General features: G+C 60.1%; 20 protein-coding genes. 10 read left to right on the plus strand and 10 right to left on the minus strand.

What is annotated here, in order from left to right:
• Positions 1–194: 194 nt before the first annotated feature.
• On the minus strand, positions 195–599 hold the full coding sequence (locus AC1RQB_RS24815) for an META domain-containing protein (protein WP_008074973.1): 405 nt from the start codon (positions 597–599) through the stop codon (positions 195–197).
• Complete coding sequence (locus AC1RQB_RS24820) at positions 599–1,033, minus strand: hypothetical protein (RefSeq protein ID WP_063342858.1); 435 nt, start codon at positions 1,031–1,033, stop codon at positions 599–601. The genes AC1RQB_RS24815 and AC1RQB_RS24820 overlap by 1 nt, the downstream gene beginning before the upstream one ends.
• A 134-nt stretch (positions 1,034–1,167) precedes the next feature.
• On the opposite strand from AC1RQB_RS24820, the gene AC1RQB_RS24825 reads away from it, so the two are divergent.
• Positions 1,168–1,554, plus strand: coding sequence for a hypothetical protein (locus tag AC1RQB_RS24825; RefSeq protein ID WP_063342859.1), 387 nt, complete (start codon positions 1,168–1,170; stop codon positions 1,552–1,554).
• 4 nt (positions 1,555–1,558) lie between these two features.
• On the opposite strand, the gene AC1RQB_RS24830 is transcribed toward AC1RQB_RS24825, so the two are convergent.
• Both AC1RQB_RS24830 and AC1RQB_RS24835 read right to left on the minus strand, forming a co-directional pair.
• Complete coding sequence (locus AC1RQB_RS24830) at positions 1,559–2,548, minus strand: 2-hydroxyacid dehydrogenase (protein ID WP_063342860.1); 990 nt, start codon at positions 2,546–2,548, stop codon at positions 1,559–1,561.
• Between the two features lie 199 nt (positions 2,549–2,747).
• Complete coding sequence (locus tag AC1RQB_RS24835) at positions 2,748–5,498, minus strand: response regulator (protein ID WP_063342861.1); 2,751 nt, start codon at positions 5,496–5,498, stop codon at positions 2,748–2,750.
• Between the two features lie 215 nt (positions 5,499–5,713).
• Here AC1RQB_RS24835 and AC1RQB_RS24840 point away from each other — a divergent pair, with 215 nt between their 5' ends.
• The 8 genes from AC1RQB_RS24840 (at position 5,714) to AC1RQB_RS24875 (ending at position 15,342) form a co-directional block, all read left to right on the plus strand.
• Positions 5,714–6,436: a response regulator transcription factor gene (locus tag AC1RQB_RS24840; protein ID WP_063342862.1), complete on the plus strand. Its 723-nt coding sequence runs from the start codon at positions 5,714–5,716 to the stop codon at positions 6,434–6,436.
• Positions 6,423–7,853, plus strand: coding sequence for a sensor histidine kinase (locus tag AC1RQB_RS24845; protein ID WP_063342863.1), 1,431 nt, complete (start codon positions 6,423–6,425; stop codon positions 7,851–7,853). The genes AC1RQB_RS24840 and AC1RQB_RS24845 overlap by 14 nt, the downstream gene beginning before the upstream one ends.
• Before the next feature lie 180 nt (positions 7,854–8,033).
• Positions 8,034–9,056: a PDDEXK nuclease domain-containing protein gene (locus AC1RQB_RS24850; RefSeq protein WP_063342864.1), complete on the plus strand. Its 1,023-nt coding sequence runs from the start codon at positions 8,034–8,036 to the stop codon at positions 9,054–9,056.
• A gap of 114 nt (positions 9,057–9,170) precedes the next feature.
• On the plus strand, positions 9,171–10,073 hold the full coding sequence (gene cysM / locus AC1RQB_RS24855; RefSeq protein WP_007899067.1) for a cysteine synthase CysM: 903 nt from the start codon (positions 9,171–9,173) through the stop codon (positions 10,071–10,073).
• Complete coding sequence (rlmD, locus tag AC1RQB_RS24860) at positions 10,073–11,425, plus strand: 23S rRNA (uracil(1939)-C(5))-methyltransferase RlmD (RefSeq protein WP_008074964.1); 1,353 nt, start codon at positions 10,073–10,075, stop codon at positions 11,423–11,425. Before cysM ends, rlmD begins: the two co-directional genes overlap by 1 nt.
• Before the next feature lie 128 nt (positions 11,426–11,553).
• Positions 11,554–13,797, plus strand: a complete 2,244-nt coding sequence (gene relA / locus AC1RQB_RS24865; protein ID WP_063342865.1) for a GTP diphosphokinase — start codon at positions 11,554–11,556, stop codon at positions 13,795–13,797.
• A gap of 140 nt (positions 13,798–13,937) precedes the next feature.
• On the plus strand, positions 13,938–14,771 hold the full coding sequence (mazG, locus tag AC1RQB_RS24870; RefSeq protein ID WP_063342866.1) for a nucleoside triphosphate pyrophosphohydrolase: 834 nt from the start codon (positions 13,938–13,940) through the stop codon (positions 14,769–14,771).
• A 28-nt stretch (positions 14,772–14,799) separates the two neighbouring features.
• Positions 14,800–15,342, plus strand: a complete 543-nt coding sequence (locus AC1RQB_RS24875) for a DUF2058 domain-containing protein (protein WP_008074959.1) — start codon at positions 14,800–14,802, stop codon at positions 15,340–15,342.
• Between the two features lie 66 nt (positions 15,343–15,408).
• On the opposite strand, the gene AC1RQB_RS24880 is transcribed toward AC1RQB_RS24875, so the two are convergent.
• The 6 genes from AC1RQB_RS24880 to AC1RQB_RS24905 all read right to left on the minus strand — a co-directional run bounded on the left by AC1RQB_RS24880 (position 15,409) and on the right by AC1RQB_RS24905 (position 22,988).
• Entirely contained in the window at positions 15,409–15,597 is a 189-nt protein-coding gene (locus AC1RQB_RS24880; protein ID WP_008011665.1) for a hypothetical protein, read from the minus strand.
• Positions 15,598–16,037: 440 nt separating this feature from the next.
• Complete coding sequence (gene fabB, locus AC1RQB_RS24885; protein WP_063342867.1) at positions 16,038–17,258, minus strand: beta-ketoacyl-ACP synthase I; 1,221 nt, start codon at positions 17,256–17,258, stop codon at positions 16,038–16,040.
• 11 nt (positions 17,259–17,269) lie between these two features.
• The gene (fabA, locus tag AC1RQB_RS24890) at positions 17,270–17,785 is read right to left on the minus strand and encodes a 3-hydroxyacyl-[acyl-carrier-protein] dehydratase FabA (RefSeq protein WP_003179264.1); all 516 of its coding nucleotides are present in this window, start codon (positions 17,783–17,785) and stop codon (positions 17,270–17,272) included.
• Between the two features lie 247 nt (positions 17,786–18,032).
• Positions 18,033–19,934, minus strand: coding sequence for an ATP-binding protein (locus AC1RQB_RS24895; protein ID WP_008074957.1), 1,902 nt, complete (start codon positions 19,932–19,934; stop codon positions 18,033–18,035).
• On the minus strand, positions 19,931–20,863 hold the full coding sequence (locus AC1RQB_RS24900) for a hypothetical protein (protein WP_008074956.1): 933 nt from the start codon (positions 20,861–20,863) through the stop codon (positions 19,931–19,933). Before AC1RQB_RS24900 ends, AC1RQB_RS24895 begins: the two co-directional genes overlap by 4 nt.
• Position 20,864: 1 nt before the next feature.
• On the minus strand, positions 20,865–22,988 hold the full coding sequence (locus tag AC1RQB_RS24905) for a TonB-dependent receptor plug domain-containing protein (protein WP_063342868.1): 2,124 nt from the start codon (positions 22,986–22,988) through the stop codon (positions 20,865–20,867).
• 196 nt (positions 22,989–23,184) lie between these two features.
• Here AC1RQB_RS24905 and AC1RQB_RS24910 point away from each other — a divergent pair, with 196 nt between their 5' ends.
• A complete protein-coding gene (locus tag AC1RQB_RS24910; protein WP_063342869.1) occupies positions 23,185–24,210 on the plus strand; it encodes an NAD(P)H-dependent glycerol-3-phosphate dehydrogenase in 1,026 nt (341 codons plus the stop codon).
• Positions 24,211–24,239: the final 29 nt, after the last annotated feature.

Raw genomic sequence — 24,239 nt, forward strand, 5'->3', positions numbered from 1 at the left:
CCCCCCCCCCCCCCCCCCCCCCCCCCCCCCCCCCCCCCCCCCCCCCCCACTCCTGGCTCCTACGAAAAGCAATTCACTGATCGTTCCCACCACTCTGCGTGGGAACGCCGCGCGGGACGCTCCGCGTCCCTGTGACGCAGAGCGTCACTAGATGCATTCCCACGCAGAGCGTGGGAACGATCGGAGCGAGAGGATCAACCCTCTTCAAGCCACCAACGCAGTGGTTTGCCTTGCGCCGGCCAGAAGCGCATCTGGTCGATCGGTGAAACGTCCCAGCGCTGGACGTTTTCCAGCGCCTGCAGGAAGCGTTTTTCCTGCTCCATCAACGCTGGCGCACACATTTTGCGGGTGCTGCCGATCTTGCCGAAGCTCAGCTTGTCGCCTTGCAGGGTATACGGCGCGAACCAGTGATTGCAGCCGCCATTACCGTAGGCCCGACCATCTTCATCGAGGGTGATGGTCAGATGGCTGTAGTCCATCAGCGGACGCTCGCCGATCCATTCCAGAATGTAGCTGCGGTTGTGTTGCAGTTGCACCGGTTCGGCGGCGCAGCCCAACAGGCTGGCGCCGGCCATGGCGGTCAGAGCAAGGCGTTTCATCACGCAGGCTCCTGGCACTTCTTGCACAGGTGCTTGTCACCGACGGTGGCCCAGCCCAACTCGGCAATCCGTGCAGTGGCAGCCGGTTTTTCGGCCTTGTTGCCCAGCTTGGCGTCGACCGCGAACTCAAAGCTCAGCTCTTTGGCGCAGCTGTCGCAGTTGACATTCCAGGTGTGAATCGCCAGTTCGCCGAACACCGGACCACTGGCCACCGCGACCCATTGGCCCGGCGGGTTGATCAAGTGGCGAACCGTTTCGACGGTCAGGCGCATGGACAAGTCCTTGCTGCCTTTTAGGGTCACTACCAGCACGTCGTTATTACGAATCGAGCCGCCGTTGCCGGTGACTTGATAACGCCCCGGCACAAGGGCGCGGCATTCGGTGAGGGTGTGTTGCGGGTTCATCAGGTTATAGCGAAAATCGTGTTCGACCATGGGTCCTCCAAATATGCGCGATATGCTAGCACGGGCATGAACGCAGCATGGCGCGGGCATGTAACCTTCGATCTGGTTCAAATGACTTGCCGAGTCATGGCACAATGCCGCTTTTGCATCTCTAAGGAATGGAAATGGCGTTGATCGAATGTTTTGAGTGCAAGCAACGCATCAGCTCCACGGCGCCTGCTTGTATTCATTGCGGTGCACCAGCGGTGGCAGAAGCGGCTACATCGACGGCAACGCAGGCGCCTCTTTCTTTCGGGCGCTTACCGACCAATGAGAGTGTGCCCAGGGTGACCCCGGCCGCTTTCGGGCGCAAACGTAAAGTTGAAGTCGAGGCCGAGATCCCGGCGCCGGCACCCGGCGGGCCGCGTCCGGTGGAACTCTGGCTGAAACTGATGATTTTCTTTCTGCCGCCGTTTTTTGTCTGGTTCCTGCTGCGTCGCGGGCATTCGCTGGGGCAGCGCTTGCTGGGCTTCGGCTGGCTGGCCCTGATGATCCTTTTGTCCAAGGCCTGAGCGATCAGCTCTCGACCTGATTCTTTGGCGAACCGGCCGCCCAGGCCGCGATGTTCTGCAGGGTGGTCGCGGCAATTGCACCCAGGGCTTCGCGCGTGAGGAAGGCTTGGTGCGCGGTGATGATTACATTCGGAAAGGTCAGCAGGCGCGCCAGCACATCGTCCTGCAGCGGCAAGTCGGAGCGATCCTCGAAGAACAGCTGCGCCTCCTCTTCATAAACATCCAGCCCCAGATAGCCCAATTGGCCGTCCTTCAACGCGTCGATCAGCGCCGGGGTGTCCACCAGACCGCCACGCCCGGTATTGATTAGCATTGCACCGGGCTGCATGTGCGCCAGTGATTCGCTGTTGATCAAGTGTTTGCTCTGTTCGTTGAGCGGGCAATGCAGGCTGATGATCTGCGACTCGGCCAGCAGTTGCGGCAAGCTGAGGTAGCGCGCGCCGAGCGCTTCGACCTGTGGGTTCGGGTAAGGATCACAGGCCAGCAACCGGCAGCCGAAGCCGTTCATGATTTTCGCGAAGGTCGCGCCGATCTGCCCGGTGCCGACTACGCCGACGGTCTTGCCCACGAGGTCGAAACCGGTGAGCCCGTGCAGGCTGAAATCCCCCTCGCGAGTACGGTTGTAGGCACGGTGCAGTCGGCGGTTGAGCGCCAGAATCAGCGCCACCGCGTGTTCGGCCACCGCGTGAGGCGAGTAAGCCGGAACCCGCACTATCGCCAGCCCCAGGCGCTTCGCTACCGCCAGATCGACATGGTTGTAACCGGCCGAGCGCAGGGCGATCAGGTGTGTGCCACCCGCGGCCAGACGTTCGAGTACCGGCGCACTGAGGTCATCATTGATGAAGGCACAAACCACTTCGTGATGCTCTGCCAGCGCCACCGTGTCGAGGCTCAGTCGTGCCGGCTGGAAATGCAGCTCGATGCCGGCGGGCAGGTCGGCACTCAGAAAACTGTCGCGGTCGTAGGTCTGGCTGCTGAAAAGAATCGTGCGCATGCTGTCCTCCTGGAAGTTACCTGTAGCAGCTGCCGAAGCCTGCGTTCGGCAGCGAAGCCGTCGTGAAATCAGGCACTGCGGTCTTTCAGGTAAACCGCGGACGCAGGTTTTACGACGGCTTCTCCGCCGAACTCAGCCTTCGGCAGCTGCCACAGACCTTGAGCTTAGCCTTCAAGGCGCCCAGCGTTATTGCGCTGCATCAGGCATTGATACGCGCATGGGCCGCCAGGCGATTGATGGCTCGTTCGAGTTCTTCCAGCGCGCCGGGGGCTTTGGGGTCCTGTTGCTTGAGCAGGGTTTCACTGCGCTGGCAGGCGGCGCGCAATTGCGGGACGCCGCAATAACGGGTCGCCCCATGCAGACGATGGACTCGCTCGATCAGCGCGTTCTGGTCATTGGCTTCACGGGCGACGCGGATGGCCTCGCGGTCGGCTTCCAGGGAAGCCAGCAGCATTGCCAGCATGTCCGCCGCCAGATCGGCCTTGCCCGCCGCCAAGCGTAGGCCTTCGTCGTGATCAAGCACCTGCAAGTCATTATCGTTGTTGCTTTCGCTGGAGCGCTCCGGCCCCAGATTGCGCAACGCCAGACCGGTCCATTTCAACACCACCTGCGCCAGTTGCCGTTCGCTGATGGGTTTGGTCAGGTAGTCATCCATGCCGCTTTGCAGCAATGCGCGTTTTTCGTTGGCCATCGCGTGGGCGGTGAGGGCGACGATCGGCAGTGGTGTGCAATGCCGTTCGCTTTCCCACTGACGAATGGCTTCGGTGCTTTGGCGGCCATCCATGCCGGGCATCTGGACGTCCATCAGCACCAGGTCAAAGGTCTCGTTCTGTACGGCTTTGACCGCGGCGTAACCGCTTTCCACCGCGAGCACCTTGGCGCCCATGTCTTCGAGCAGGGTTTGCACCAGTAGCAGGTTGGCCGGGTTGTCATCGACGCAAAGGACCTTCGGTGCGCGACTCGAAAGCGGCTCGCCGGGGTCGCTGCGCTGCTGGCGAGGGTTGACCATGTCGGACAGGGCTCGACGCAGTTTGCGCGTGCAGGCCGGTTTGGACTGGAGTTGGCTGTGGGGGTTGGGCACCGAGAGGTGGAACAGCGTCAGTTCGGTGGTCGGGCACAGCACCAACACTCGGCAGCCCAGGTGTTCGAGGTCCCAGATATGCTGGTTGAGGCGCTCCGGCGGCATGTCGTTGCTGGTGATGCCGAGCACAGCCAGACCGATGGCCTGATCGGTCTGATGGGCACCGGTCACGCCATTGGCCAGGCTTTCGAGGGTGTTGAACGGCGTGACTGTCAGACCGCAGTCTTCCAGTTGATGCTGCAAGGCCTGACGGGCCAGCTCATGGTTTTCCAAAACCGCCACCCGCTGTCCGAGCAAGGGTGGGCCGGGCAGGTCCTCGGCGTCGTCGCGGGTTTTGGGCAGGCTCAGGCTGATCCAGAATTCCGAGCCTTCGCCCGGTGTGCTGTCGACGCCGATTTCGCCACCCATCTGTTCGATCAGCCGTTTGGAAATCACCAGCCCCAGGCCGGTGCCGCCAGGTTGCCGGGACAGCGAGTTATCGGCCTGGCTGAAGGCCTGGAACAAGGCGCGCACGTCCTGATTCGACAGGCCAATGCCGGTGTCCTGAATGCTGATGCGCAATTGCACGCTGTCTTCATACTCTTCTTCAAGCATGGCTCGGGCGACGATGGTGCCTTCGCGGGTGAACTTGATCGCGTTGCTCACAAGGTTGGTGAGAATCTGCTTGAGTCGCAGCGGATCGCCCACCAGCGACAGCGGCGTATCGCGATAAACCAGGCTCACCAGCTCAAGCTCTTTGGCATGGGCGGCCGGGGCGAGGATGGTCAAGGTGTCTTGCAGCAGGTCGCGCAGGTTGAATGGAATGTGGTCGAGCACCAGTTTGCCGGCCTCGATTTTCGAGAAGTCGAGAATTTCGTTGATGATCCCCAGCAGGCTGTCCGCGGATTTTTCGATGGTGCCCAGGTAATCGAGCTGGCGCGGGGTCAATTCACTTTTTTGCAGCAAATGGGTGAAGCCGAGAATGCCGTTGAGCGGCGTGCGGATTTCATGGCTCATGTTGGCCAGGAACTCGGACTTGATCCGGCTCGCCTCCAGGGCTTCCTTGCGCGCAAGGTCCAGCTCGATGTTCTGGATCTCGATGGTTTCCAGGTTCTGACGCACGTCTTCGGTGGCTTGGTCGACGCTGTTTTGCAATTCTTCCTGAGCGTTCTGCAGGGTTCCGGCCATTCGGTTGATGCCGGATGCCAGTTCATCCAGCTCCTGGCTGCCGAGGGGCGGCAGGCGGGTTTCCAGGTGACCGTCCTTGAGCTGTGCCACGGCTTGTTGGATCTGGCTCAATGGCCGGTTGATGGTCCGGCCCATGCGCAACGCCAATAGCGCCGCACCGACCAGGCCACCGCCGATCAGCAGCAGGCTGGCGAACAGACTGCGGTAACCGCGCAGCAACATGCCACTGTGCGACAGTTCGAGTTCGACCCAGCCCAGCAGACGGTCGGCTTCGTCGGGGATCAGGTCGCCGGCCAGGTTGCGGTGCTTGCCGAACACTGGCAGCAGGTAGCGCGTGGCGTCATTGCCACTGCGGCGCAACATCTGTGAACCGTTGCCCAAAGGCGCCGAATTGAGCATGGTCGGGCCGGCATGGGCCAGTGTCGTGCGGTCGGGGGCGAGGAAAGTCACCGCGCGCACGTCGGCTTGTTCCAGGAACTGGGTGGCGATGCGTTCCAGCAGGTCGTTGTCTTTGCGACCCATGGCCGGGGCCACCAGCGGTGCCAGCTGTTCGGCAATCATTTCGCCGCGCTGCATGAGTTGCGATTGCAGGTCCGATTGCTGCATCCAGGTGAAATAGCCGCCCAGAACCAGCGCCATCAGGGTGGTCGGTAACAGGGTCAGCAACAGCACGCGGCCTTTAATTCCCAGTTTCTTGAGCACGCATCTCTCCCGCATCCAGCTGTTTATTGACCTGCACATGCGTCCGGCACGCGCCACCTGCGCAGTGTAGCGATTTGCATGCGGGCAATCCTCGTAAAATTGATGTCGTCATTCGTCGGCCAGTTCCGCGCTTTGGTCTTGGGGAGCAAACCATGGGTTGCCCCTGGCGAGGCGATCTTGAATAATCGGCAACTGAGAATTATTTGCAGATACTCATGACTCCCATCTCTGTTGTTCCCCCCCGCGTCCTCTCCATCGAAGACGATCTGGTGCTCGGCGCTTATGTCCATGAGCATCTGGGGCGCTGTGGTTTTCAGGTGACCTGGTGTCAGAACGGCCAGGAAGGGTTGGCCATTGCGCGTCGGCAAGCCTTCGATGTGGTGTTGATGGATATTCTGCTGCCGGGGCTGGATGGCCTGGCGGTACTGACCCAATTGCGCCAGAGCCATTCCACGCCCGTGGTGCTGATGTCGGCGCTGGGGGCGGAGGCGGATCGCATCAGTGGCTTTCGCCTCGGCGCCGACGATTACCTGCCCAAACCGTTCAGCATGGCCGAGCTGCGGGTGCGCATCGAAGCCATCCTGCGGCGGGTGGCGCTTGACCAGCGACCGGCGCCGGCACCGATTGCCCCGGCGATGGACAACCTGCGTTTCGACGACGAACGGTGCGAGGTCTTTTTGGGCGAACACGCGGCCGGCCTGACTCGCAGCGAATATCGGCTGCTGGATACATTGAATCGCAACGGTGATGAAGTACTGAGCAAGGCGTTCCTTTATCAGCAGGTACTGCAGCGCGGTTATGCGCCCCATGACCGCAGCCTCGACATGCACATCAGCCAGATTCGCCGCAAGCTCAAGGCCATCGGTTACACCGAGCGTGAAGTGCGTACTGTCTGGGGCAAGGGGTACGTATTGAGCGCGGCCGATGAAATGGTCTGACGTGCCGGGCAAGCATTCACTGTTCTGGAAACTGGCTTGTTTGTTGGTGGCGTTCTGTCTGCTGATGATCTGGTTGAGCTGGTCCTGGGGCCGCTACATGGAGAAGAAAAACCTGTTCCTGTCCGACGAGGCCCGGGGCACCCTTACGCACTACGCCGCCGAGGCGGAGCGGGCCTGGAACGAGCAGCAGAGTGCAGGCATTGATGCCTGGTTGCAGCGTGTCGGCGAGCACGAGTCGACCTGGGTCGGCGTCATCGGCGGCGACTTGCAATCCCTGAGCAGTTCCCCGCTGGCAAACCAGGAAATCCAGCGCCTGACCTTTTTGCGCGGTCTGGATTGGCCGGTGAGTCGGCGCCACCAGGGCCTGCCGTGGCTGAAGATCCCGTTTCCCAATGACCCGTCTGCCGGCAGCCTGGTGATCGAGTTGCCTCAGCGTTTTATGCCAGGACGCTACCGGGTGTTTTGGCGGGTGATCACCAATGGGGTGATTCCCGGGCTGTTCACGCTGCTGCTGTGCGTGGGGCTGTATCGATTGCTGGTCGTCCCGCTGAACAGCCTGCGCGAACAAGCCAATGCCTGGCGCGCCGACCAACTGACTGTGCGTTTATCGAGTCGCACCACCAACCGTTCGGATGAATTGGGTGAACTGGGCCGGGCCTTCGATCATATGGCCGAACGCCTGCAAAGCACGGTGGCTCTGCAACAACAATTGCTGCGCGACCTGTCCCACGAATTGCGCACGCCACTGAGCCGGCTGCGGGTGGCCAGCGAAAGCGAGCAAGACCTGGGGCAATTGCGCGAACGCATTGGCCGGGAAGTCGACGGCATGCAGCGTCTGGTCGAGGACGCCCTGCAACTCGCCTGGCTCGATACCGAGCGCGCGCCGTTGCCCGATGAGGCGATCCAGGTCCAGGCCTTGTGGGAGATGCTCACGGAAAACGCCTGCTATGAAAGTGGCTGGCCGGCGCGTCAGTTGCACTGTGCCGTGGATGCATCCTGCTGGGTGCGCGGCCATCTCAATACCCTGGCCCAAGCGCTTGAAAACATTCTGCGCAACGCCATTCGTCATTCACCTGCGGGAGGTGTCGTGACGCTCGGTGGTCGGCGCGATGGCGACTTCTGGCACCTGTGGCTGGAGGACGAGGGCGGTGGAGTGGCGGACGAGGATCTTGAACGGATCTTCTCGCCGTTCATCCGGCTTGATGGATCGCGACCGGGGGATGGTGGGTTCGGGTTGGGGTTGAGCATTGCGAGGAATGCGGTGCAGAGGCAGGGTGGGCGTTTGTGGGCGGAGAACAGCGGGGCAGGGCTGCGATTGAATATGCGGTTATTGGCGGATGATGACGGTGTTAGTGATGACGCCATCGCGGGCAAGCCCGCTCCCACAGTTGATGTGTGTCTGCCACACATTGTGTGATCAACCTTGACTCCTGTGGGAGCGAGCCTGCTCGCGATGCGGCTCCCGGTCACCGCCGTTCAGCTTTTGCCGGAGCGTTCCCGTTTATTTGTACGACCTTTCCTAAAGGGTATTGCCGACACCTTATGCCTGATTCGACGGAATAGACTCGCGTTTTTCCTCGTCCTCAAGGAGTTCGGCATGAATGCATCCAGCGTCCCCGACAACGCAACCGACGACCGTTTCAATGAAGTGCTTGCGTTGATTCAAAGTGCCAAACAGCAAGCCATGCAGGCGGTGAATACTCAGCTGATTGAGCTGTATTGGCAGGTGGGTGCCTATATCAGTCGCAAGCTGGAAAAGGCTGAGTGGGGCGATTCTGTAGTCAGTCAATTGGCTGAGCATCTGGCCACGTCTCAACCTGGGTTGCGCGGTTTTACCCGGTCGAACTTGTTTCGCATGCGCCAGTTCTATGAGACTTATCACGCTGAAGAGAAAGTCGCACCACTGGTGCGACAATTGTCCTGGTCGCACAACCTGATCATTTTCAGCCAGAGTAAACGGCCGGAAGAGCGGGAGTTCTACGTCCGTTTGGCAGTTCAGGAAAAATGGTCGAAGCGCGAACTAGAGCGTCAGTTCAAGACTGCACTGTTCGAACGAAGCGTGACCCAACCAGCAAAAATCTCAGCAGTGCTGAGACACGCCCACCCGGCAGCGCTTGAAATATTCCGCGACGCCTACATGCTCGATTTTCTCGACCTGCCAGGTGGCCATGCCGAAACTGATCTGCATAAAGGGTTGCTTGCACGTCTCAAGGAATTTCTGATCGAGCTGGGTCGAGACTTCTGCTTTGTCGGTTCCGAGTATCCGCTTCAAGTGGGTGGGTGTGATTTTGCCCTGGATCTGCTGTTCTTCCACCGTGGTCTTAATTGTCTTGTAGCCATTGAGCTTAAGGTCGGTCGTTTTAAACCGGAGTATTTGGGCAAGCTGGATTTCTATTTGGAAGCGCTGGATCGCAAGGAGCGCAAATCCCACGAAAACCCGGCCATTGGTGTGTTGCTTTGTGCCAGCAAGGATGACGAGGTGGTCGAATACGCCCTTAACCGCAGCCTGTCGCCTGCGTTGATTGCTGAGTATCAAGTCCAGCTACCGGACAAACAGCTATTGCAGGCCAAATTGCATGAGTTCTATGCCTTGAATGTCGCGCAAACAGAGGAATCCTGAGCCCGTTCAGACTGCTTATTCCCATTCGCCATAAGCCCCTTACTTTGCGTGATATGGCCTGCGCACGTTTGCCGGTATGATAGGCGCCCCCGCAGTCTGGATTGCGAATACGCCATGACCTTGCAGTACCCAACCATCGCCGATTGCGTCGGCAACACTCCGCTGGTCCGTTTGCAGCGCCTGCCTGGCGCCACCAGCAATACCCTTTTGCTCAAGCTCGAAGGGAATAACCCGGCGGGTTCGGTCAAGGACCGTCCGGCGCTGTCGATGATCACCCGTGCCGAATTGCGCGGGCAGATCCACGCCGGCGATACGCTGATCGAAGCGACCTCGGGCAACACCGGGATTGCCTTGGCCATGGCTGCGGCGATCAAGGGTTACAAGATGATCCTGATCATGCCGGACAACTCCAGCGCCGAGCGTAAAGCCGCCATGACGGCTTATGGCGCCGAGCTGATTCTGGTCAGCCAGGAAGAAGGCATGGAAGGCGCTCGCGACCTCGCCCAGCGAATGGAAGCCGAAGGCCGCGGCAAGGTGCTGGATCAGTTCGCCAACGGTGACAATCCTGAAGCGCACTACACTACCACCGGTCCGGAAATCTGGCGTCAGACCGAAGGCACCATCACTCATTTCGTCAGCTCGATGGGCACCACCGGCACCATCATGGGCGTTTCGCGCTACTTGAAAGAGCAGAACGACAACGTGCAGATCATCGGGCTGCAACCGATGGAAGGCTCGGCAATTCCGGGCATCCGTCGCTGGCCGCAGGAATACCTGCCGAAGATCTACCAGGCCGAGCGCGTGGACCGGATCGTCGACATGGCACAAAGCGAAGCCGAAGACGTAACCCGTCGTCTGGCGCGCGAAGAAGGCATCTTTTGCGGCGTGTCTTCGGGCGGTGCCGTGGCGGCGATGCTGCGCCTGTCCAAAGAAGTTGAAAATGCGGTGATCGTCGCGATCATCTGCGACCGTGGCGACCGTTACTTGTCGACCGGCATTTTCGACGCGCCCAACTGATGGCCAAGCAAGAGAGAGGCCTGCGCTTCCAGCCCACGGGCGGCAGCAAGGCCCCGCAAGTCCCGACCGGCAAAAAGCAGCGCTTGACCATCGAGCGCCTGGCCAATGACGGTCGCGGTATCGCGTTTTTCGAAGGTCGCACATGGTTCGTCATCGGCGCATTGGCCGGTGAAGACGTCGAGGCGCGGGTCTTGGGTGCCCACGGCAAAGTGGTCGAGGCGCGCACCGAGCGCGTGTTCCAGGCCAGTGAATTGCGCCGCCCGGCACCGTGCGCTCATGCCGCTCGCTGCGGCGGTTGCAGCGTGCAGCATTTGCCCCACAACGAACAGCTCGCCCTGAAACAGCGCATGCTCGCCGAGCAATTGTCGCGGGTTGCCGGTGTCGAACCTGAAGAGTGGGCAGCGCCGTTGAGCGGTCCGGAATTCGGCTACCGTCGTCGCGCCCGAGTGGCGGTGCGTTGGGACATGAAAGCGAAAAAACTCGAAGTCGGCTTCCGTGCTGCCGGCAGTCAGGACATCGTCGCTATCAACGAATGCCCGGTGCTGGTACAGCCCTTGCAACCGATCATGACCCGCTTGCCGGAGATGCTGCGGCGCTTGAGCAAACCTCAGGCGCTGGGGCATGTGGAGTTGTTCAGCGGTTCGTCATTGGCGGTATTGCTGCGGCACATGGCGCCGTTGTCCGAAGCCGACATGACCATCCTCAAGGACTTCTGCGCGTTCCATGAAGCCCAGTTGTGGCTGCATGGCGACGGCGAGCCGCAACCGGTCGAGGCCGATCAGTCACTGGGCTATCGCCTTGAGCAGTGGGACTTGAACCTGGCGTATCGGCCGGGAGATTTCATCCAGGTCAACGCCGGGGTCAACGAAGCGATGGTGGCCCAGGCGTTGGCGTGGTTGGCACCGAAATCTGATGAGCGGGTTCTGGACTTGTTTTGTGGGTTAGGCAACTTTGCTTTACCGCTGGCCACAACCGTTCGCGAAGTGGTGGCGGTGGAGGGAGTGCAGGCGATGGTCGAGCGTGCCGCCGCGAATGCTGTCAGCAATAATCTGCATAATGCGAAGTTTTTTCAGGCCGATTTATCCCAGCCTTTGGCCGATGCCGAATGGGCCGATGAAGGCTTTTGTGCGGTACTCTTGGACCCACCTCGCGACGGCGCTTTCGAGGTGGTACGCAAGCTTGCGTCCCTGGGCGCCAAACGATTGGTGTATGTGTCGTGCAACCCTGCAACGCTGGCGCGCGACACAGTCGAATTGATCAAGCAGGGCTACCGGTTAAAACGTGCCGGGATTCTCGATATGTTTCCTCAGACGGCACATGTCGAGGCCATGGCGTTATTTGAAGCGAGCTAGGACGGCTCGTCTGGTCCGACTGACCCGCTCGTGCAAAGCGCATTCGTCTTAGCCCCGCGAGTGCACACGGGCAGCAAAGGTCAGCGATTTGACGCATTGAATCTGCGTCGTAGGGAAGGTAAAGCAAGATGGTACAGGTGAGAGCACACCAGCCGATCAATACTGACGGCAGTATCAACCTCGAGGCTTGGCTCGATCATGCGGTCAGTGTCGATCTGGCACTGGATCGCGAAGCCTTGAAGGAAGCCTGCGAGTTCGCTCGCCAGGCCGAACAACAAGCCAATGCGGCGAAGAATCTGTGGTCTGAAGGGACCTCGAGTTTTCGCACGGGCCTTGAGATCGCCGAGATTCTCGCCGACCTCAAACTCGATCAGGATTCGTTGGTCGCGGCAGTCTTGTACCGCGGCGTGCGCGAAGGCCAGATCCAGTTGCCGGCGGTCAGCCAGCGCTTCGGTCCGGTGGTTGCCAAACTCATCGACGGCGTGTTGCGCATGGCGGCGATCAGCGCCAGCCTGAGCCCCCGTCAATCCCTGGTGCTGGGCACTCAGGGCCAGGTCGAAAACCTGCGCAAGATGCTGGTGGCCATGGTCGACGACGTGCGCGTCGCGCTGATCAAGCTGGCCGAGCGCACCTGCGCGATCCGCGCGGTGAAAACCGCCGACGACGAGAAGCGCAACCGCGTAGCCCGTGAAGTGTTCGACATTTACGCGCCGCTCGCCCACCGCCTCGGTATCGGTCATATCAAGTGGGAGCTGGAGGACTTGTCCTTCCGCTATCTTGAGCCAGACCAGTACAAGCAGATCGCCAAGTTGCTCCACGAGCGACGGCTGGATCGCGAGCGCTTTATCGCCGACGTGATGACCCAACTCAAAGAAGAGTTGCAGGCCACCGGCGTCGATGCGGACATCAGCGGTCGGGCCAAACACATCTATTCGATCTGGCGCAAAATGCAGCGCAAGGGTCTGGAGTTCAGCCAGATCTACGACGTGCGCGCGGTTCGCGTGCTGGTGCCGGAAATGCGCGACTGCTACACCGCGCTCGGCATCGTCCACACCCTGTGGCGGCACATCCCGAAAGAGTTCGACGACTACATCGCCAACCCTAAAGAGAACGGTTACCGCTCGCTGCACACTGCGGTAATCGGCCCTGAAGGCAAAGTGCTGGAAGTGCAGATCCGCACCCATGCCATGCACGAAGAAGCCGAGCTGGGCGTGTGCGCGCACTGGAAGTACAAGGGCACCGACGTCAAGTCTGGCTCGAACCACTATGAAGAGAAAATCTCCTGGCTGCGTCAGGTGCTCGAGTGGCACGAAGAGCTGGGTGATATTGGTGGCCTTGCCGAACAACTGCGGGTCGATATCGAGCCGGACCGGGTCTATATCTTCACCCCGGACGGTCACGCCATCGACTTGCCGAAGGGCGCGACACCGCTGGACTTCGCCTACCGCGTACACACCGAAATCGGTCACAACTGCCGCGGCGCCAAGATCAACGGGCGGATCGTACCGCTCAACTACAGCCTGCAAACCGGTGAACAGGTCGAGATCATTACCAGTAAGCACGGCACGCCGAGCCGCGACTGGCTGAACCCGAACCTGGGTTACATCACCACCTCGCGGGCGCGGGCGAAGATCGTTCACTGGTTCAAATTGCAGGCCCGCGATCAGAACGTCGCGGCCGGTAAAACCTTGCTCGAGCGCGAACTCAATCGCCTCGGTCTGCCACAGGTGGACTTCGACAAGTTGGCCGAGAAGGCCAACATGAAGACCGCCGAGGACATGTTCGCTGCATTGGGCGCAGGCGATTTGCGCCTGGCGCAATTGGTGAATCTGGCGCAGCAACTGGTCGAGCCGGAACGCGGCAACGAACAGCTGGAACTGATCCCGCGCAAAGCCACCGGCTACAAACCGGGCAAGCGTGGCGACATTCAGATCCAGGGCGTCGGCAACCTGATGACCCAGATGGCCGGCTGCTGCCAGCCGCTGCCGGGGGATGCGATCGTCGGTTACATCACCCAGGGCCGTGGCGTGAGCATCCACCGTCAGGACTGCGCCTCGGTGCTGCAACTGGCCGGGCGCGAGCCGGAGCGGATCATCCAGGTCAGCTGGGGCCCGGTGCCGGTGCTCACCTATCCGGTGGACATCATCATTCGCGCCTACGACCGTTCCGGTCTGCTGCGTGACGTGTCGCAGGTGCTGCTCAACGAGCGGATCAACGTGCTGGCGGTCAACACCCGTTCGAACAAAGAGGACAACACGGCGTTGATGTCCCTGACCATCGAGATTCCGGGGCTGGATGCGCTGGGGCGGTTGCTGGGGCGGATTTCCCAGTTACCGAACATCATCGAAACCCGCCGTAACCGCACACCATAAAGCGGCTATTTTTTTTGTGGCCACCGGTCCTCTGTGGGAGCTGGCTTGCCAGCGATGGCATCACCTCGGTTTTCACTGATAACCGAGTCGTCTGCATCGCAGGCAAGCCAGCTCCCACAGGTTCTCGCAGAGACTAATTGATGTATTCACTTGAAGACTTGCTGCACCTGATGAACCGTCTGCGCGACCCGCAGTACGGCTGCCCGTGGGACATCAAGCAAACCTACGCGACCATCGTCCCGCACACCCTGGAAGAAGCCTACGAAGTCGCCGATGCGATCGAGCGCGGGGACTTCGATCATTTGCAGGGGGAGTTGGGCGACTTGTTGTTCCAGGTGGTGTATTACAGCCAACTGGCACGGGAAGAAGGGCGCTTCGAGTTCGATGGTGTGGTCGATAGCATCACGCGCAAACTGATCCGCCGTCATCCTCACGTGTTCCCCACCGGTGATCTGTATGCGCCGCTGGACATCCCGCGTCTGAATGAAGAACAGGTCAAGCAACGCTGGGAAGAGATCAAGGCTGAAGAGCGTGCCGAGAAGTCTTCGGCGCCGCAGCAGTTGTCCTTGCTCGACGATGTGCCTGCTGCGTTGCCGGCGCTGTCCCGTTCGGCAAAACTGCAGAAGCGCGCAGGGCAGGTTGGTTTTGACTGGTCGGACGCCTTGCCGGTGCTCGACAAGGTTCGCGAAGAGCTCGATGAAGTGCTCCAAGCCATGGCCGACAATGACTCGGCAGCGATTGCCGATGAAGTCGGCGACCTGCTGTTTTCCGTGGTCAATCTGGCGCGACACCTCAAGGTCGATCCGGAAACCGCACTGCGCAGTGCGAACTCAAAGTTTGAAAGACGCTTCCGATTTATCGAACAGGCATTGCGCGATACCCACCGTCCCATAGAAGATTGCACCCTCGAAGAGTTGGACGCCTTGTGGGGCGAAGCCAAACGTCAGGAAAAGAATTTGCCCAGCTGCGGTTGAGCAGTTGCCTAAGTGAGAAATAAGCACCATGAGCCTTTCCCTTCGCGACCAGTTGCTCAAAGCAGGGCTGGTCAATCAAAAGCAGGCCAAACAGGTCGGCAAAGAGAAGCAGAAGCAGCAACGTCTGGCCCACAAAGGTCAGATTGAACTCGATGACTCCCAGCAGCGTGCCGCTCAGGAAGCCATGGCCGAGAAGGTCAAGCGCGACCAGGAGCTGAACCGTCAGCAGCAGGAGAAAGCCGAAGCGAAGGCCCGCGCCGCCCAGGTCAAGCAATTGATCGAAGTCTCGCGCCTGCCCAAGCTGACCACCGAGGACTACTACAACTTCGTCGACGACAAGAAGGTCAAGCGCATCTCCGTCAACACCCTGATGCGCAACAAGCTCAGCAGCGGTTCGCTGGCGATCGTGCATCACGCTGGCGGTTACGAAGTGATCCCTCGTGAAGCGGCCCTGAAGATTCAGGAGCGCGATCCACAGCGCATCGTGCAGCTGAATGTGAAGACAGAAGAAGTCAGCACCGAAGACGATCCGTACGCGGCCTATCAGATTCCTGACGATCTGATGTGGTAAGCCGTTAGAGACTGCAACAACGACAAACCCCGCTCATGGCGGGGTTTGTCGTTTTCAATGCGGTCATTATGCAGAACGCGCTTCGCGCTGCTGCTCCAGTGTTTCAAGTTCGGCCTTGTATTTGTGGGCTTCGGTCTCGGAGTGGAACATCCCGACCAACAGGTCTTGTTGATGTACATCCCAGATGCGGATACCGGCGGCGATGCCTTCATGGGACATATGTGAATCGTCGCGTTCAGTTACTTTTACAGTCATCTGCTAGCTCCAATCTCTGTTATCTGCAGCAAGGCGTGTGCAGGCCTCCGTTATATGTTTTGTTAGCTGGCTAAGTAAACGGCAGAGTTCGGCAACCCATTCTTGCAGAATCGGCAAAAGTCCTGCAGCCCGCGAAATACGCGACATTCAGTCGCAGGCCATTGAGTTTCATGACAAATGTTTCATGTTCACAAGGCAGAAAACCACGGTTCGAGCCCGATGGATTGAACACTGCTGAACCTGTGGGAGCTGGCTTGCCTGCGATGACGGCGGCACAGCAAACATGGATGTTGTCTGACACACCGCATCGCAGCGGTGCGGCGATCCGACAAGCCAGCTCCCACAGGTTTTGTGCCATGCCCGAGTAATTATTTTCAGGCGTAAAAAAAACGCCCCGAACCAGTCGGGGCGTTTTTGTGTGCAGCGTAGCGGGGGAGGTATTACTTACCGGCCCAGCGCTTCAGTACCAGCGTGGCATTGGTGCCACCGAAGCCGAAGCTGTTGCTCATCACCGTGTTGATGGTGGCGTCTTCGCGAGTCTTGTTCAGGATTGGCATGTCTGCCACTTCCGGGTCCAGTTCGTCGATGTTGGCGGAGCCCGCCATGAAGTTGCCTTCCATCATCAGCAGGCAGTAGATCGCTTCGTGAACGCCGGCGGCGCCCAGGGAGTGACCCGACAGGCTCTTGGTGGAGCTGATGGCCGGAGCCTTGTCGCCGAACACTTCACGCACACCTTTCATTTCCATGACGTCGCCGACCGGAGTCGAGGTGCCGTGGGTGTTCAGGTAGTCGATCGGAGTGTCGACGGTGGCCATGGCCATCTGCATGCAGCGAATGGCGCCTTCGCCGCTTGGGGCGACCATGTCGTAGCCGTCGGAGGTCGCGCCGTAGCCAACGATTTCCGCGTAGATTTTCGCGCCGCGCGCCAGGGCGTGTTCCAGCTCTTCGACCACGACCATGCCGCCACCGCCGGCGATGACGAAACCGTCACGCTTGGCGTCGTAGGCACGGGAAGCTTTTTCCGGGGTCTCGTTGTACTGGCTGGACAGGGCGCCCATGGCGTCGAACAGGAACGATTGGCTCCAGTGTTCTTCTTCACCGCCGCCGGCGAACACGATGTCCTGCTTGCCCAACTGGATCTGCTCCACAGCGTTACCGATGCAGTGAGCACTGGTGGCGCACGCGGAGGAGATCGAGTAATTCACACCCTTGATCTTGAACGGCGTCGCCAGGCAAGCCGAAACGGTGCTGCCCATGGTCCGCGTGACGCGGTACGGGCCTACGCGTTTGACGCCTTTCTCGCGCAGGATGTCCAGCGCTTCCATCTGGTTCAAGGTCGACGCGCCACCGGAACCGGCGATCAGGCCGGTACGCACGTTGGAAACCTGCTCTTCGGTCAGGCCGGAGTCTGCGATGGCATCTTTCATGGCCAGGTAGGCGTAAGCCGCCGCATGGCCGACGAAGCGATAGATCTTGCGATCGATCAGCTCTTCGAGGGGAAGGTCAATGGAGCCGGAAACCTGGCTACGCAGACCCATTTCAGCATATTCCGGGTTGAACCGGATGCCAGGGCGGCTTGCACGCAGGTTAGCGGAGACGGTCTCTTTGTCATTGCCCAGGCACGAAACGATGCCCAGACCAGTGATAACGACGCGGCGCATGCGGATAACCCTTAGAAGTTGTCAGTGGAGGTGAAAACGCCGACCCGAAGGCCTTCGGCAGTATAGATTTCGCGGCCGTCGACGGTCACGGAACCATCGGCAATGGCCAGGTTCAGCTTGCCTTTCAGGACGCGCTTGATATGGATGTTATAGGTGACTTTCTTGGCGGTTGGCAGTACCTGGCCAAAGAATTTTACTTCGCCAGAACCCAGGGCGCGACCGCGGCCCGGCAGGCCTTGCCAGCCGAGGAAGAAGCCGACCAGTTGCCACATGGCGTCGAGGCCCAGGCACCCCGGCATCACCGGATCACCTTCGAAGTGGCAGGCGAAAAACCACAGGTCCGGAGTGATATCCAGCTCGGCGACCAATTCACCTTTGCCGTACTTGCCACCTTCTTCGCTGATCAAGGTGATGCGATCGACCATCAGCATGTTCGGGGCGGGCAGTTGCGCGTTACCTGGGCCGAACAGCTCACCGCGACTGCAGCGCAGCAGGTCTTCCCGAGTAAAGGCGTTTTGTTTGGTCATGCGAGCTCCTCAATAGTCCATGCGGCAGGGTGGGGCGAATCTTCCCGGCCGATCGAAGCGTTCATGCCTCGAGTCAGCAGCCTACTCATAGACTATTGCGTTGTGGTGAAAGTCACAGCACCAAGGACATGAATGTACACTTGTGCACTGAAATTATTATTCAAGCCCCTTTTCGGGCCTGTTCGGGTGCCTAAGACTGCCGCACTTTCGTCGTTCACGCCAGTCGCAGATAGCCGAATGGCCTGTTCTACTGCACCCACCGCTGCAGAATTTGCTGCAGATCAGTGCGTTTGAAGGGCTTGGCCAGGTAATCGTTCATTCCCGCCGATAAACAGGCTTCGCGATCACCCTGCAACGCATTGGCCGTCAGGGCGATGATCGGCACATCAGCGCAGCCGGGCAATCGACGAATCTGTCGGGTGGCCTCGTAGCCGTCGATGACCGGCAATCGGCAGTCCATCAGAATCGCTTCGAAAGTCAGATTCTCGGCACTGCGTACTGCTTGTGCACCGTCGGTGACGACGCTGACAGTAAAGCCCAGACTGCGCAACATTGCTTCGACAACAGTGCGGTTGACCGGGTTGTCCTCCACCAGCAGCACATTGCGACCTTCGCCGTGGTCATCGCCGGTATGCCCTCGCGGGGTTAGCACCGGTAGTGGCTGCTTATACAGCGCCAAAGGGATTTCCAGGGTGAACGCCGAGCCAACGCCTTCTTCGCTCTGCGCGCGCAAGGTGCCACCCATCCGCTCAGCCAGGGTGCGGGCAATCGGCAACCCCAGCCCGGTTCCGCCGTAACGTCTTGAAATAGAACTGTCGGCCTGCTGGAACGCGTTGAACATCAACTCCAGGCTAGCGGGCGGGATGCCGATTCCGCTGTCGCGTACGGTGCAGGTGAACCACAGCAGTTCATGATCCAGGGACTGCCACTGCGGTTCGATCGTGACGCGGCCCCGTTCGGTGAACTTCAGCGCGTTGCCGACCAGATTGACCAGAATCTGCCGGATTCGCGTTGGATCGCCCTGAACCTGAAGGGGGCGCATGTCTTCGGGGATCCGCAGTTGCATGTCTAGCCCGCGTTGCACCGCGCTGTGCTGGAACGACTGGGCGCAGCTGCTGATCAGGTCTGCGAGGTTGAACGGAATATGTTCCAGCTCCAGTTCCGAGCGCTCGATGCGCGAGAAATCGAGAATGTCATTGATCACTTTGAGCAGGTGTTCGGTGGATTCGGAGGCCAGCGCCGCGTATTCGATCTGCTCCTCGGTCATCTCAGTGGTTTCCAGCAGTTGCAGCATGCCCAGCACGCCATTCATCGGCGTGCGCAACTCGTGACTCATCATCGCCAGGAAATCGGATTTGGCGTTGTTGGCCTTTTCCGCTTCTTCGCGGGTCTGGATCAATTGCGCCATGGCCTGATGCTGTTCACGACTGGCTTGCTCAAGGCCCTGGGCAAGGTTGTTGATGTGTTGCGACAGGGCGCCCAGTTCGGTGTCGTCGACAATCGGCAGGGGCGTTTTGTAGTCGCCTTCCTGGATCGCCTTGACCGCATTGCCGATGTCGTGGATCGGTTGAGACAGGCTGCTGGCCAGGCGCCGGGCCAGCAGAAATGTAAACAGCAGAGCGAACAAGGCGAGGATCCCGGCCTTGAAGAGGATTTCCTGCTGGCGCTGGTTGAACGCGTCATTGGACAGGCCGACGATCACCCGGCCCAGATAATCCTCGCCCGGTGCACTGGCAACGGTACGACTGTTCTGGAAAAAGTCATTGTTGAGCGCGATGCGTTGCAGGCGCACCGGCGCCTGGAACACTTCGACTTGATGCGAGCGGTTGTGTGCTTCCGACGGTTGCTCGACATACACCAGAATCCGGTTGGCGCTGTCCTGTACTTCCAGAAAGCGTACGTTGGGCGTGGCCAGGGTGGCCTTGAGCAAACTTTCGAGCACCTCGTTGTTGCCTGAAATCACCCCGTATTCGGTGGCCGGCGCCAGTTGATTGGCGATCAGCTGACCGGTGTGATTGAGTTCCTGGCGCAGGTCCTGGATTCGCACGAAGGTAAAAAAACTGATCAGCAGCAAGGTCAGCAACAGGGCCGGGCCGAGGCTGATGATCTGGGTGCGGGTATTGATGTCCCAACCGCGACGGAAGGTCATGGGCGGCGTTCTCCTTCGGCCAGCTGTGTTGCGACAGAGGCTTCATTCATCGGTTCAATACTCAGTGAACGAGCCACTTGCGGGTTGCTTAAGACCTTGAAGTGTTGCGGATAAAGTGCGCGTGGCCAGGTGCTCGAGGGGCGGTCGAGCAGTTCGTCGAGAATCTTCAGCCAATCGTTCTGGTCGCTGTAAGTACTGGCCAGGCTACCGGCCCTGACAAAGGCTGCGTTGGGACCGATCAACGCCAGTTGCCGGGCATAGCTGCTGAGCAGCAAGTTTTTCACGGTTTTCGGGTTGTACAGATCAGGGTCGTCCAGGCCCAACAGCACGTCACTGTTTTTCAGCAGGGCCTGTAAGGGGCGGCTGTCATGGGTGTTATCCCAACGCTCGGTGACCACTTCAAGGCCCAAGGGCAGGGCAGCCTGACGCAGTTCTTTCAAAAGGAATTCGCTGTGGCTGTCGAAAAGCACACCGACCCGGCGGGCCTCAGGCAGGAGCAGTCGGGTCAGGCGCAACTGTCGGTGCAGCGGCGGATCGCTCCAGAGCAGGCTCAGGTGCGATGGCAGGTCATTGCCCAAGCGTTGATGGGCTTGCAAACGACTGATGCGCAACACCAGCGTCGCCGGGCCTTGGGCGTCTTGCAAGCGCCAGTCGAGGCTGGGCAAGTCGAGTAGAACCAGGCGGGTGCCGACGGGCAATTGGCCTGGCGCCGGCAGGCTGGCGACAGGCTGGAAGCGCACATTGTCGGTGGGGCGCAACTCGCTGAGGGCTTGAACGAAAGACTGCACGCCGGGATTGTCCTCGGCGCCAGTCAGCAGAATGTCGGCGGCCCGTGCCGGCAGACTGCACAGCAGCCCGATAAACACCAGGCACAACCCCGCCAGCAGGCGGCCAAGGGTTGGCGTTTTCGGTGACGGGCGATGCTGCATCTTAGAACTCCAGCTCCGCGCTGAAGTAGAGCACTCGGCGATCGTCGTAGTTGTTGTCGACGAAGGTGGTGGGCTGATTGTCGAGGCGTTGCTGGAGGACCCCGGCCAGCTCCAGATTGGCTTTGCCCAAACCGATGCGTTTGGCGATGCGGGTGTCGACCCGTTCGAAGCGATACCCATTGAGGGCATCGGCACCATAGTAGAAGAGCGCGCTGTTCCAGCCTTGGCCCCAGCTGCGTAGCCAACCGGCGGAGCCGCTGTTGCGCGCAGTCTGTTGTGCATCCAGCGGGTTGCTGGCTTGCGCATCGACATAGGCATAGGTCAGGCGCAAACGATCGGTGCTGCTGACGCGCCAATCCAGTTGGGTTTCAGTCCCGGTGAAGCGCGAGCTGTTCGAGTTGCTGGCGATGTACTGGTTGTTGCGCAGTGGTTCGCTGATCATGCCGCTGATTTCGTCGTAGAACAGCTTCACATCGACCGCCAGCCCCCATTCTGCGAAGTAGCCGTTGTAGCCCAATTCCCGGGAGCGCATGCGTTCCTGTTCGAGGTCACCCGGGCCACGGGTCTTGACGAAATAGCGGGCGCTGGACTGGCCGTAGGCACTGGGCTTCAGGTTGGTCACCTGATAACTCCAGTTCACGTTGTTCTCGAACATGTCCGGCGAGCGGATGGCTTCCGAATACACCGCGCGCAAGCCGTGGCGCGGGTTGATCAGGTAATTGACCGCTACCCGCGGGGTCAGCGAGTTGCCGGTCAATTGCGTGTCTTCGTACATCGCCCCGCCCTGCAACAACCAGTGTTCGGTGGCGCGCCACTCGAGTTGGCCGAACGCCCGCCAGGTGGTGTCGTCGAGCGTGCCATTGAAGTAGGTCTCGGAATTTGCCCGGTCGTAACGATAGTTCATGCCACTGACCAGCCGCAGACTGTCGGACAGGCTGAGCGTGTCTTGCAGTTCGAGGTCATAGCGTGATTCCCGGGCGCTCTGGTCAATGTCGCCGCACAGCGTTTTGCTGGCGCCGTTTCGCCATTGCGTCAGAACCTGATTGGCCAGGGCTTGTTCCGCCGCTGTGCCGGGGGGGGCGCCGAGGCCGGCGAAACGTGCGATGTTGCGCGCCAGACGTTCGGTGTAATTGGGATTGAGCTGCCAAAGTTGGGTCAGTTCCGGGCTGAACGAGACCTCGGCATCGCAGGCACGCCAGGTTTGCTGGCGATCCCAGTGTTGCGCCGAGCCTTGAATATAAAGGCTGTGATCGGGATTGATGTCCAGGTTCCAACGCAGCGAGCCGGCATAATCCTTGGCGATGACGTCGGAATTGTTCCCGGCGGCGGTAATCCCAGAGAACACCGGACGGTAGGTATAGGGCCGCTGGTTGGTCCCGTCCTTGGCATTCAGTTGCCAGTCGATGCTCTGGTTGTCATTGAGCGTCTGGCTGACGGCGAGGCTGAAGCGGTTCAAGCGACGGCTGTCGCGGTAATCGGCGCCGGTACGATCCGAGTCGAAGCCGTCATCTTGTTGCCCGGACAACGACAGACGCAAGTCGCCGCTGTCCCAACCCATGCCCTGGCTGGCGTAGAAATCATTGATACCGCGCTGGCCACGGGTGACTTTCAGCCGCGTGCCGTGGCTGTCGGCCGGTTTGCGGGTGATGATATTGACCACCGCCATCAGCGCGTTGGCGCCGTAGCTGACGGTGTTCGGGCCACGGAAAACCTCGATGCGCTCGATGTCTTCCATGGCCACCGGAATATCACTCCAGTCCACCGTGGCCAGGCCGGCGCGGTACACCGAGCGGCCGTCGATCAACACCTGCATGCGCCGCGCTTCACTGGCATTGGTGCCGTGATAGTTCACCGCCGCCTGATTGCCGCTGATATTGCCGACCATCATCCCCGGCACCAGGCGCAGCAACTCGCTGATATCCCGCGCGCCGCTGGCATTGATCAGTTCACTGTCGATCACCGTCATGCTTCCCGGCACGGCCGCAGGCGATTGCTTCAGGCGCGTTGCGGTCAGCACTTGCGGCAGCGGATCATTGTCGAGGAACAGATCGTCGGCCAGCAATGGCGAGCTGAAGATCAGCGCCAATACCAGCGGCGAGCGAGCACGGGGAAAGCCAAAAGACACGGCACGGCCTAGATAGCGGTTAGTTGGCGCGCATGTTAACCGAGCGCAAAGACTTTTCCAGTCACGTTATGGGCATTTTCCTCGGTTTTCTTGGTCTTCTTCCTACAAGTGTCGGTAATTGATGCTGGGGCTGGCCGCGACCGGGCCGCTCCGTATAATGCCGGCATCGCCACTGGTATGGATTAACGGATTGCATATGACTGAACAGCGCCCAATTGCGGTCCTGGGAGGCGGAAGTTTTGGTACCGCCGTGGCTAATCTGTTGGCCGAGAATGGGCATCAGGTCCGGCTGTGGATGCGCGACCCGGAACAGGCCGAGGCCATTCGGATCAATCGTGAGAACCCGCGTTACCTCAAAGGCATCAAGATTCTTCCGGCAGTGGAAGCGGTCACGGACCTGCAAGCCACCCTGGAGGCCTGCGATCTGTGCTTCGTCGCGCTGCCGTCCAGCGCGCTGCGCTCGGTGCTGGTCCCTCACGCCGAACGTTTGAGCGGCAAACTGCTGGTGAGCCTGACCAAAGGCATCGAAGCCCATACGTTCAAGCTGATGAGCGAGATCCTTGAAGAAATCGCCCCGCAAGCGCGCATCGGCGTGCTGTCGGGCCCGAATCTGGCCCGTGAAATCGCCGAGCACGCCCTGACCGCCACGGTGGTCGCCAGCGAAGACGAAGAGCTTTGCCAACGGGTCCAGGAAGCGCTGCACGGCAAGACCTTTCGTGTGTACGCCAGCGCCGACCGCTATGGCGTGGAGTTGGGCGGGGCGTTGAAAAACGTTTACGCGATCATCGCCGGCATGGCGGTGGCGTTGGGCATGGGTGAAAACACCAAGAGCATGCTGATCACCCGGGCATTGGCGGAAATGACCCGCTTCGCGGTGAATCAGGGTGCCAACCCGATGACGTTCCTTGGGCTGGCGGGCGTGGGCGACTTGATCGTGACGTGCTCGTCGCCCAAAAGCCGGAATTACCAGGTCGGGTTTGCCCTCGGCCAGGGTTTGAGCCTTGAGGATGCGGTGACGCGTCTTGGCGAAGTCGCCGAAGGCGTGAACACCCTGAAGGTACTCAAGGCCAAGGCGCAGGAAGCAGGCGTGTATATGCCGCTGGTCGCCGGATTGCATGCCATCCTCTTCGAAGGGCGCACGCTGGAGCAGGTCATCGGTCTACTGATGCGTGCCGAGCCTAAAACCGACGTCGATTTTATCTCCACCAGCGGTTTCAACTAAATACCCCCATCTACAGGGCAGGGAGCGAA

It is taken from the genome of Pseudomonas sp. GW822-FHT02E03, assembly GCF_058802325.1.

Excerpts from the sequence above, each read along its gene's own strand:
- AC1RQB_RS24845 (WP_063342863.1), top strand. The coding sequence starts at position 6,423 with ATGAAATGGTCTGACGTGCCGGGCAAGCATTCACTGTTCTGGAAACTG.
- AC1RQB_RS24850 (WP_063342864.1), top strand. The coding sequence starts at position 8,034 with ATGAATGCATCCAGCGTCCCCGACAACGCAACCGACGACCGTTTCAAT.
- AC1RQB_RS24820 (WP_063342858.1), bottom strand. The coding sequence starts at position 1,033 with ATGGTCGAACACGATTTTCGCTATAACCTGATGAACCCGCAACACACC.
- fabA (WP_003179264.1), bottom strand. The coding sequence starts at position 17,785 with ATGACCAAACAAAACGCCTTTACTCGGGAAGACCTGCTGCGCTGCAGT.
- AC1RQB_RS24895 (WP_008074957.1), bottom strand. The coding sequence starts at position 19,934 with ATGACCTTCCGTCGCGGTTGGGACATCAATACCCGCACCCAGATCATC.
- AC1RQB_RS24880 (WP_008011665.1), bottom strand. The coding sequence starts at position 15,597 with ATGACTGTAAAAGTAACTGAACGCGACGATTCACATATGTCCCATGAA.
- mazG (WP_063342866.1), top strand. The coding sequence starts at position 13,938 with ATGTATTCACTTGAAGACTTGCTGCACCTGATGAACCGTCTGCGCGAC.
- AC1RQB_RS24900 (WP_008074956.1), bottom strand. The coding sequence starts at position 20,863 with ATGCAGCATCGCCCGTCACCGAAAACGCCAACCCTTGGCCGCCTGCTG.
- AC1RQB_RS24830 (WP_063342860.1), bottom strand. The coding sequence starts at position 2,548 with ATGCGCACGATTCTTTTCAGCAGCCAGACCTACGACCGCGACAGTTTT.
- cysM (WP_007899067.1), top strand. The coding sequence starts at position 9,171 with ATGACCTTGCAGTACCCAACCATCGCCGATTGCGTCGGCAACACTCCG.
- AC1RQB_RS24815 (WP_008074973.1), bottom strand. The coding sequence starts at position 599 with ATGAAACGCCTTGCTCTGACCGCCATGGCCGGCGCCAGCCTGTTGGGC.
- AC1RQB_RS24840 (WP_063342862.1), top strand. The coding sequence starts at position 5,714 with ATGACTCCCATCTCTGTTGTTCCCCCCCGCGTCCTCTCCATCGAAGAC.
- relA (WP_063342865.1), top strand. The coding sequence starts at position 11,554 with ATGGTACAGGTGAGAGCACACCAGCCGATCAATACTGACGGCAGTATC.
- fabB (WP_063342867.1), bottom strand. The coding sequence starts at position 17,258 with ATGCGCCGCGTCGTTATCACTGGTCTGGGCATCGTTTCGTGCCTGGGC.
- AC1RQB_RS24910 (WP_063342869.1), top strand. The coding sequence starts at position 23,185 with ATGACTGAACAGCGCCCAATTGCGGTCCTGGGAGGCGGAAGTTTTGGT.
- AC1RQB_RS24875 (WP_008074959.1), top strand. The coding sequence starts at position 14,800 with ATGAGCCTTTCCCTTCGCGACCAGTTGCTCAAAGCAGGGCTGGTCAAT.
- rlmD (WP_008074964.1), top strand. The coding sequence starts at position 10,073 with ATGGCCAAGCAAGAGAGAGGCCTGCGCTTCCAGCCCACGGGCGGCAGC.
- AC1RQB_RS24825 (WP_063342859.1), top strand. The coding sequence starts at position 1,168 with ATGGCGTTGATCGAATGTTTTGAGTGCAAGCAACGCATCAGCTCCACG.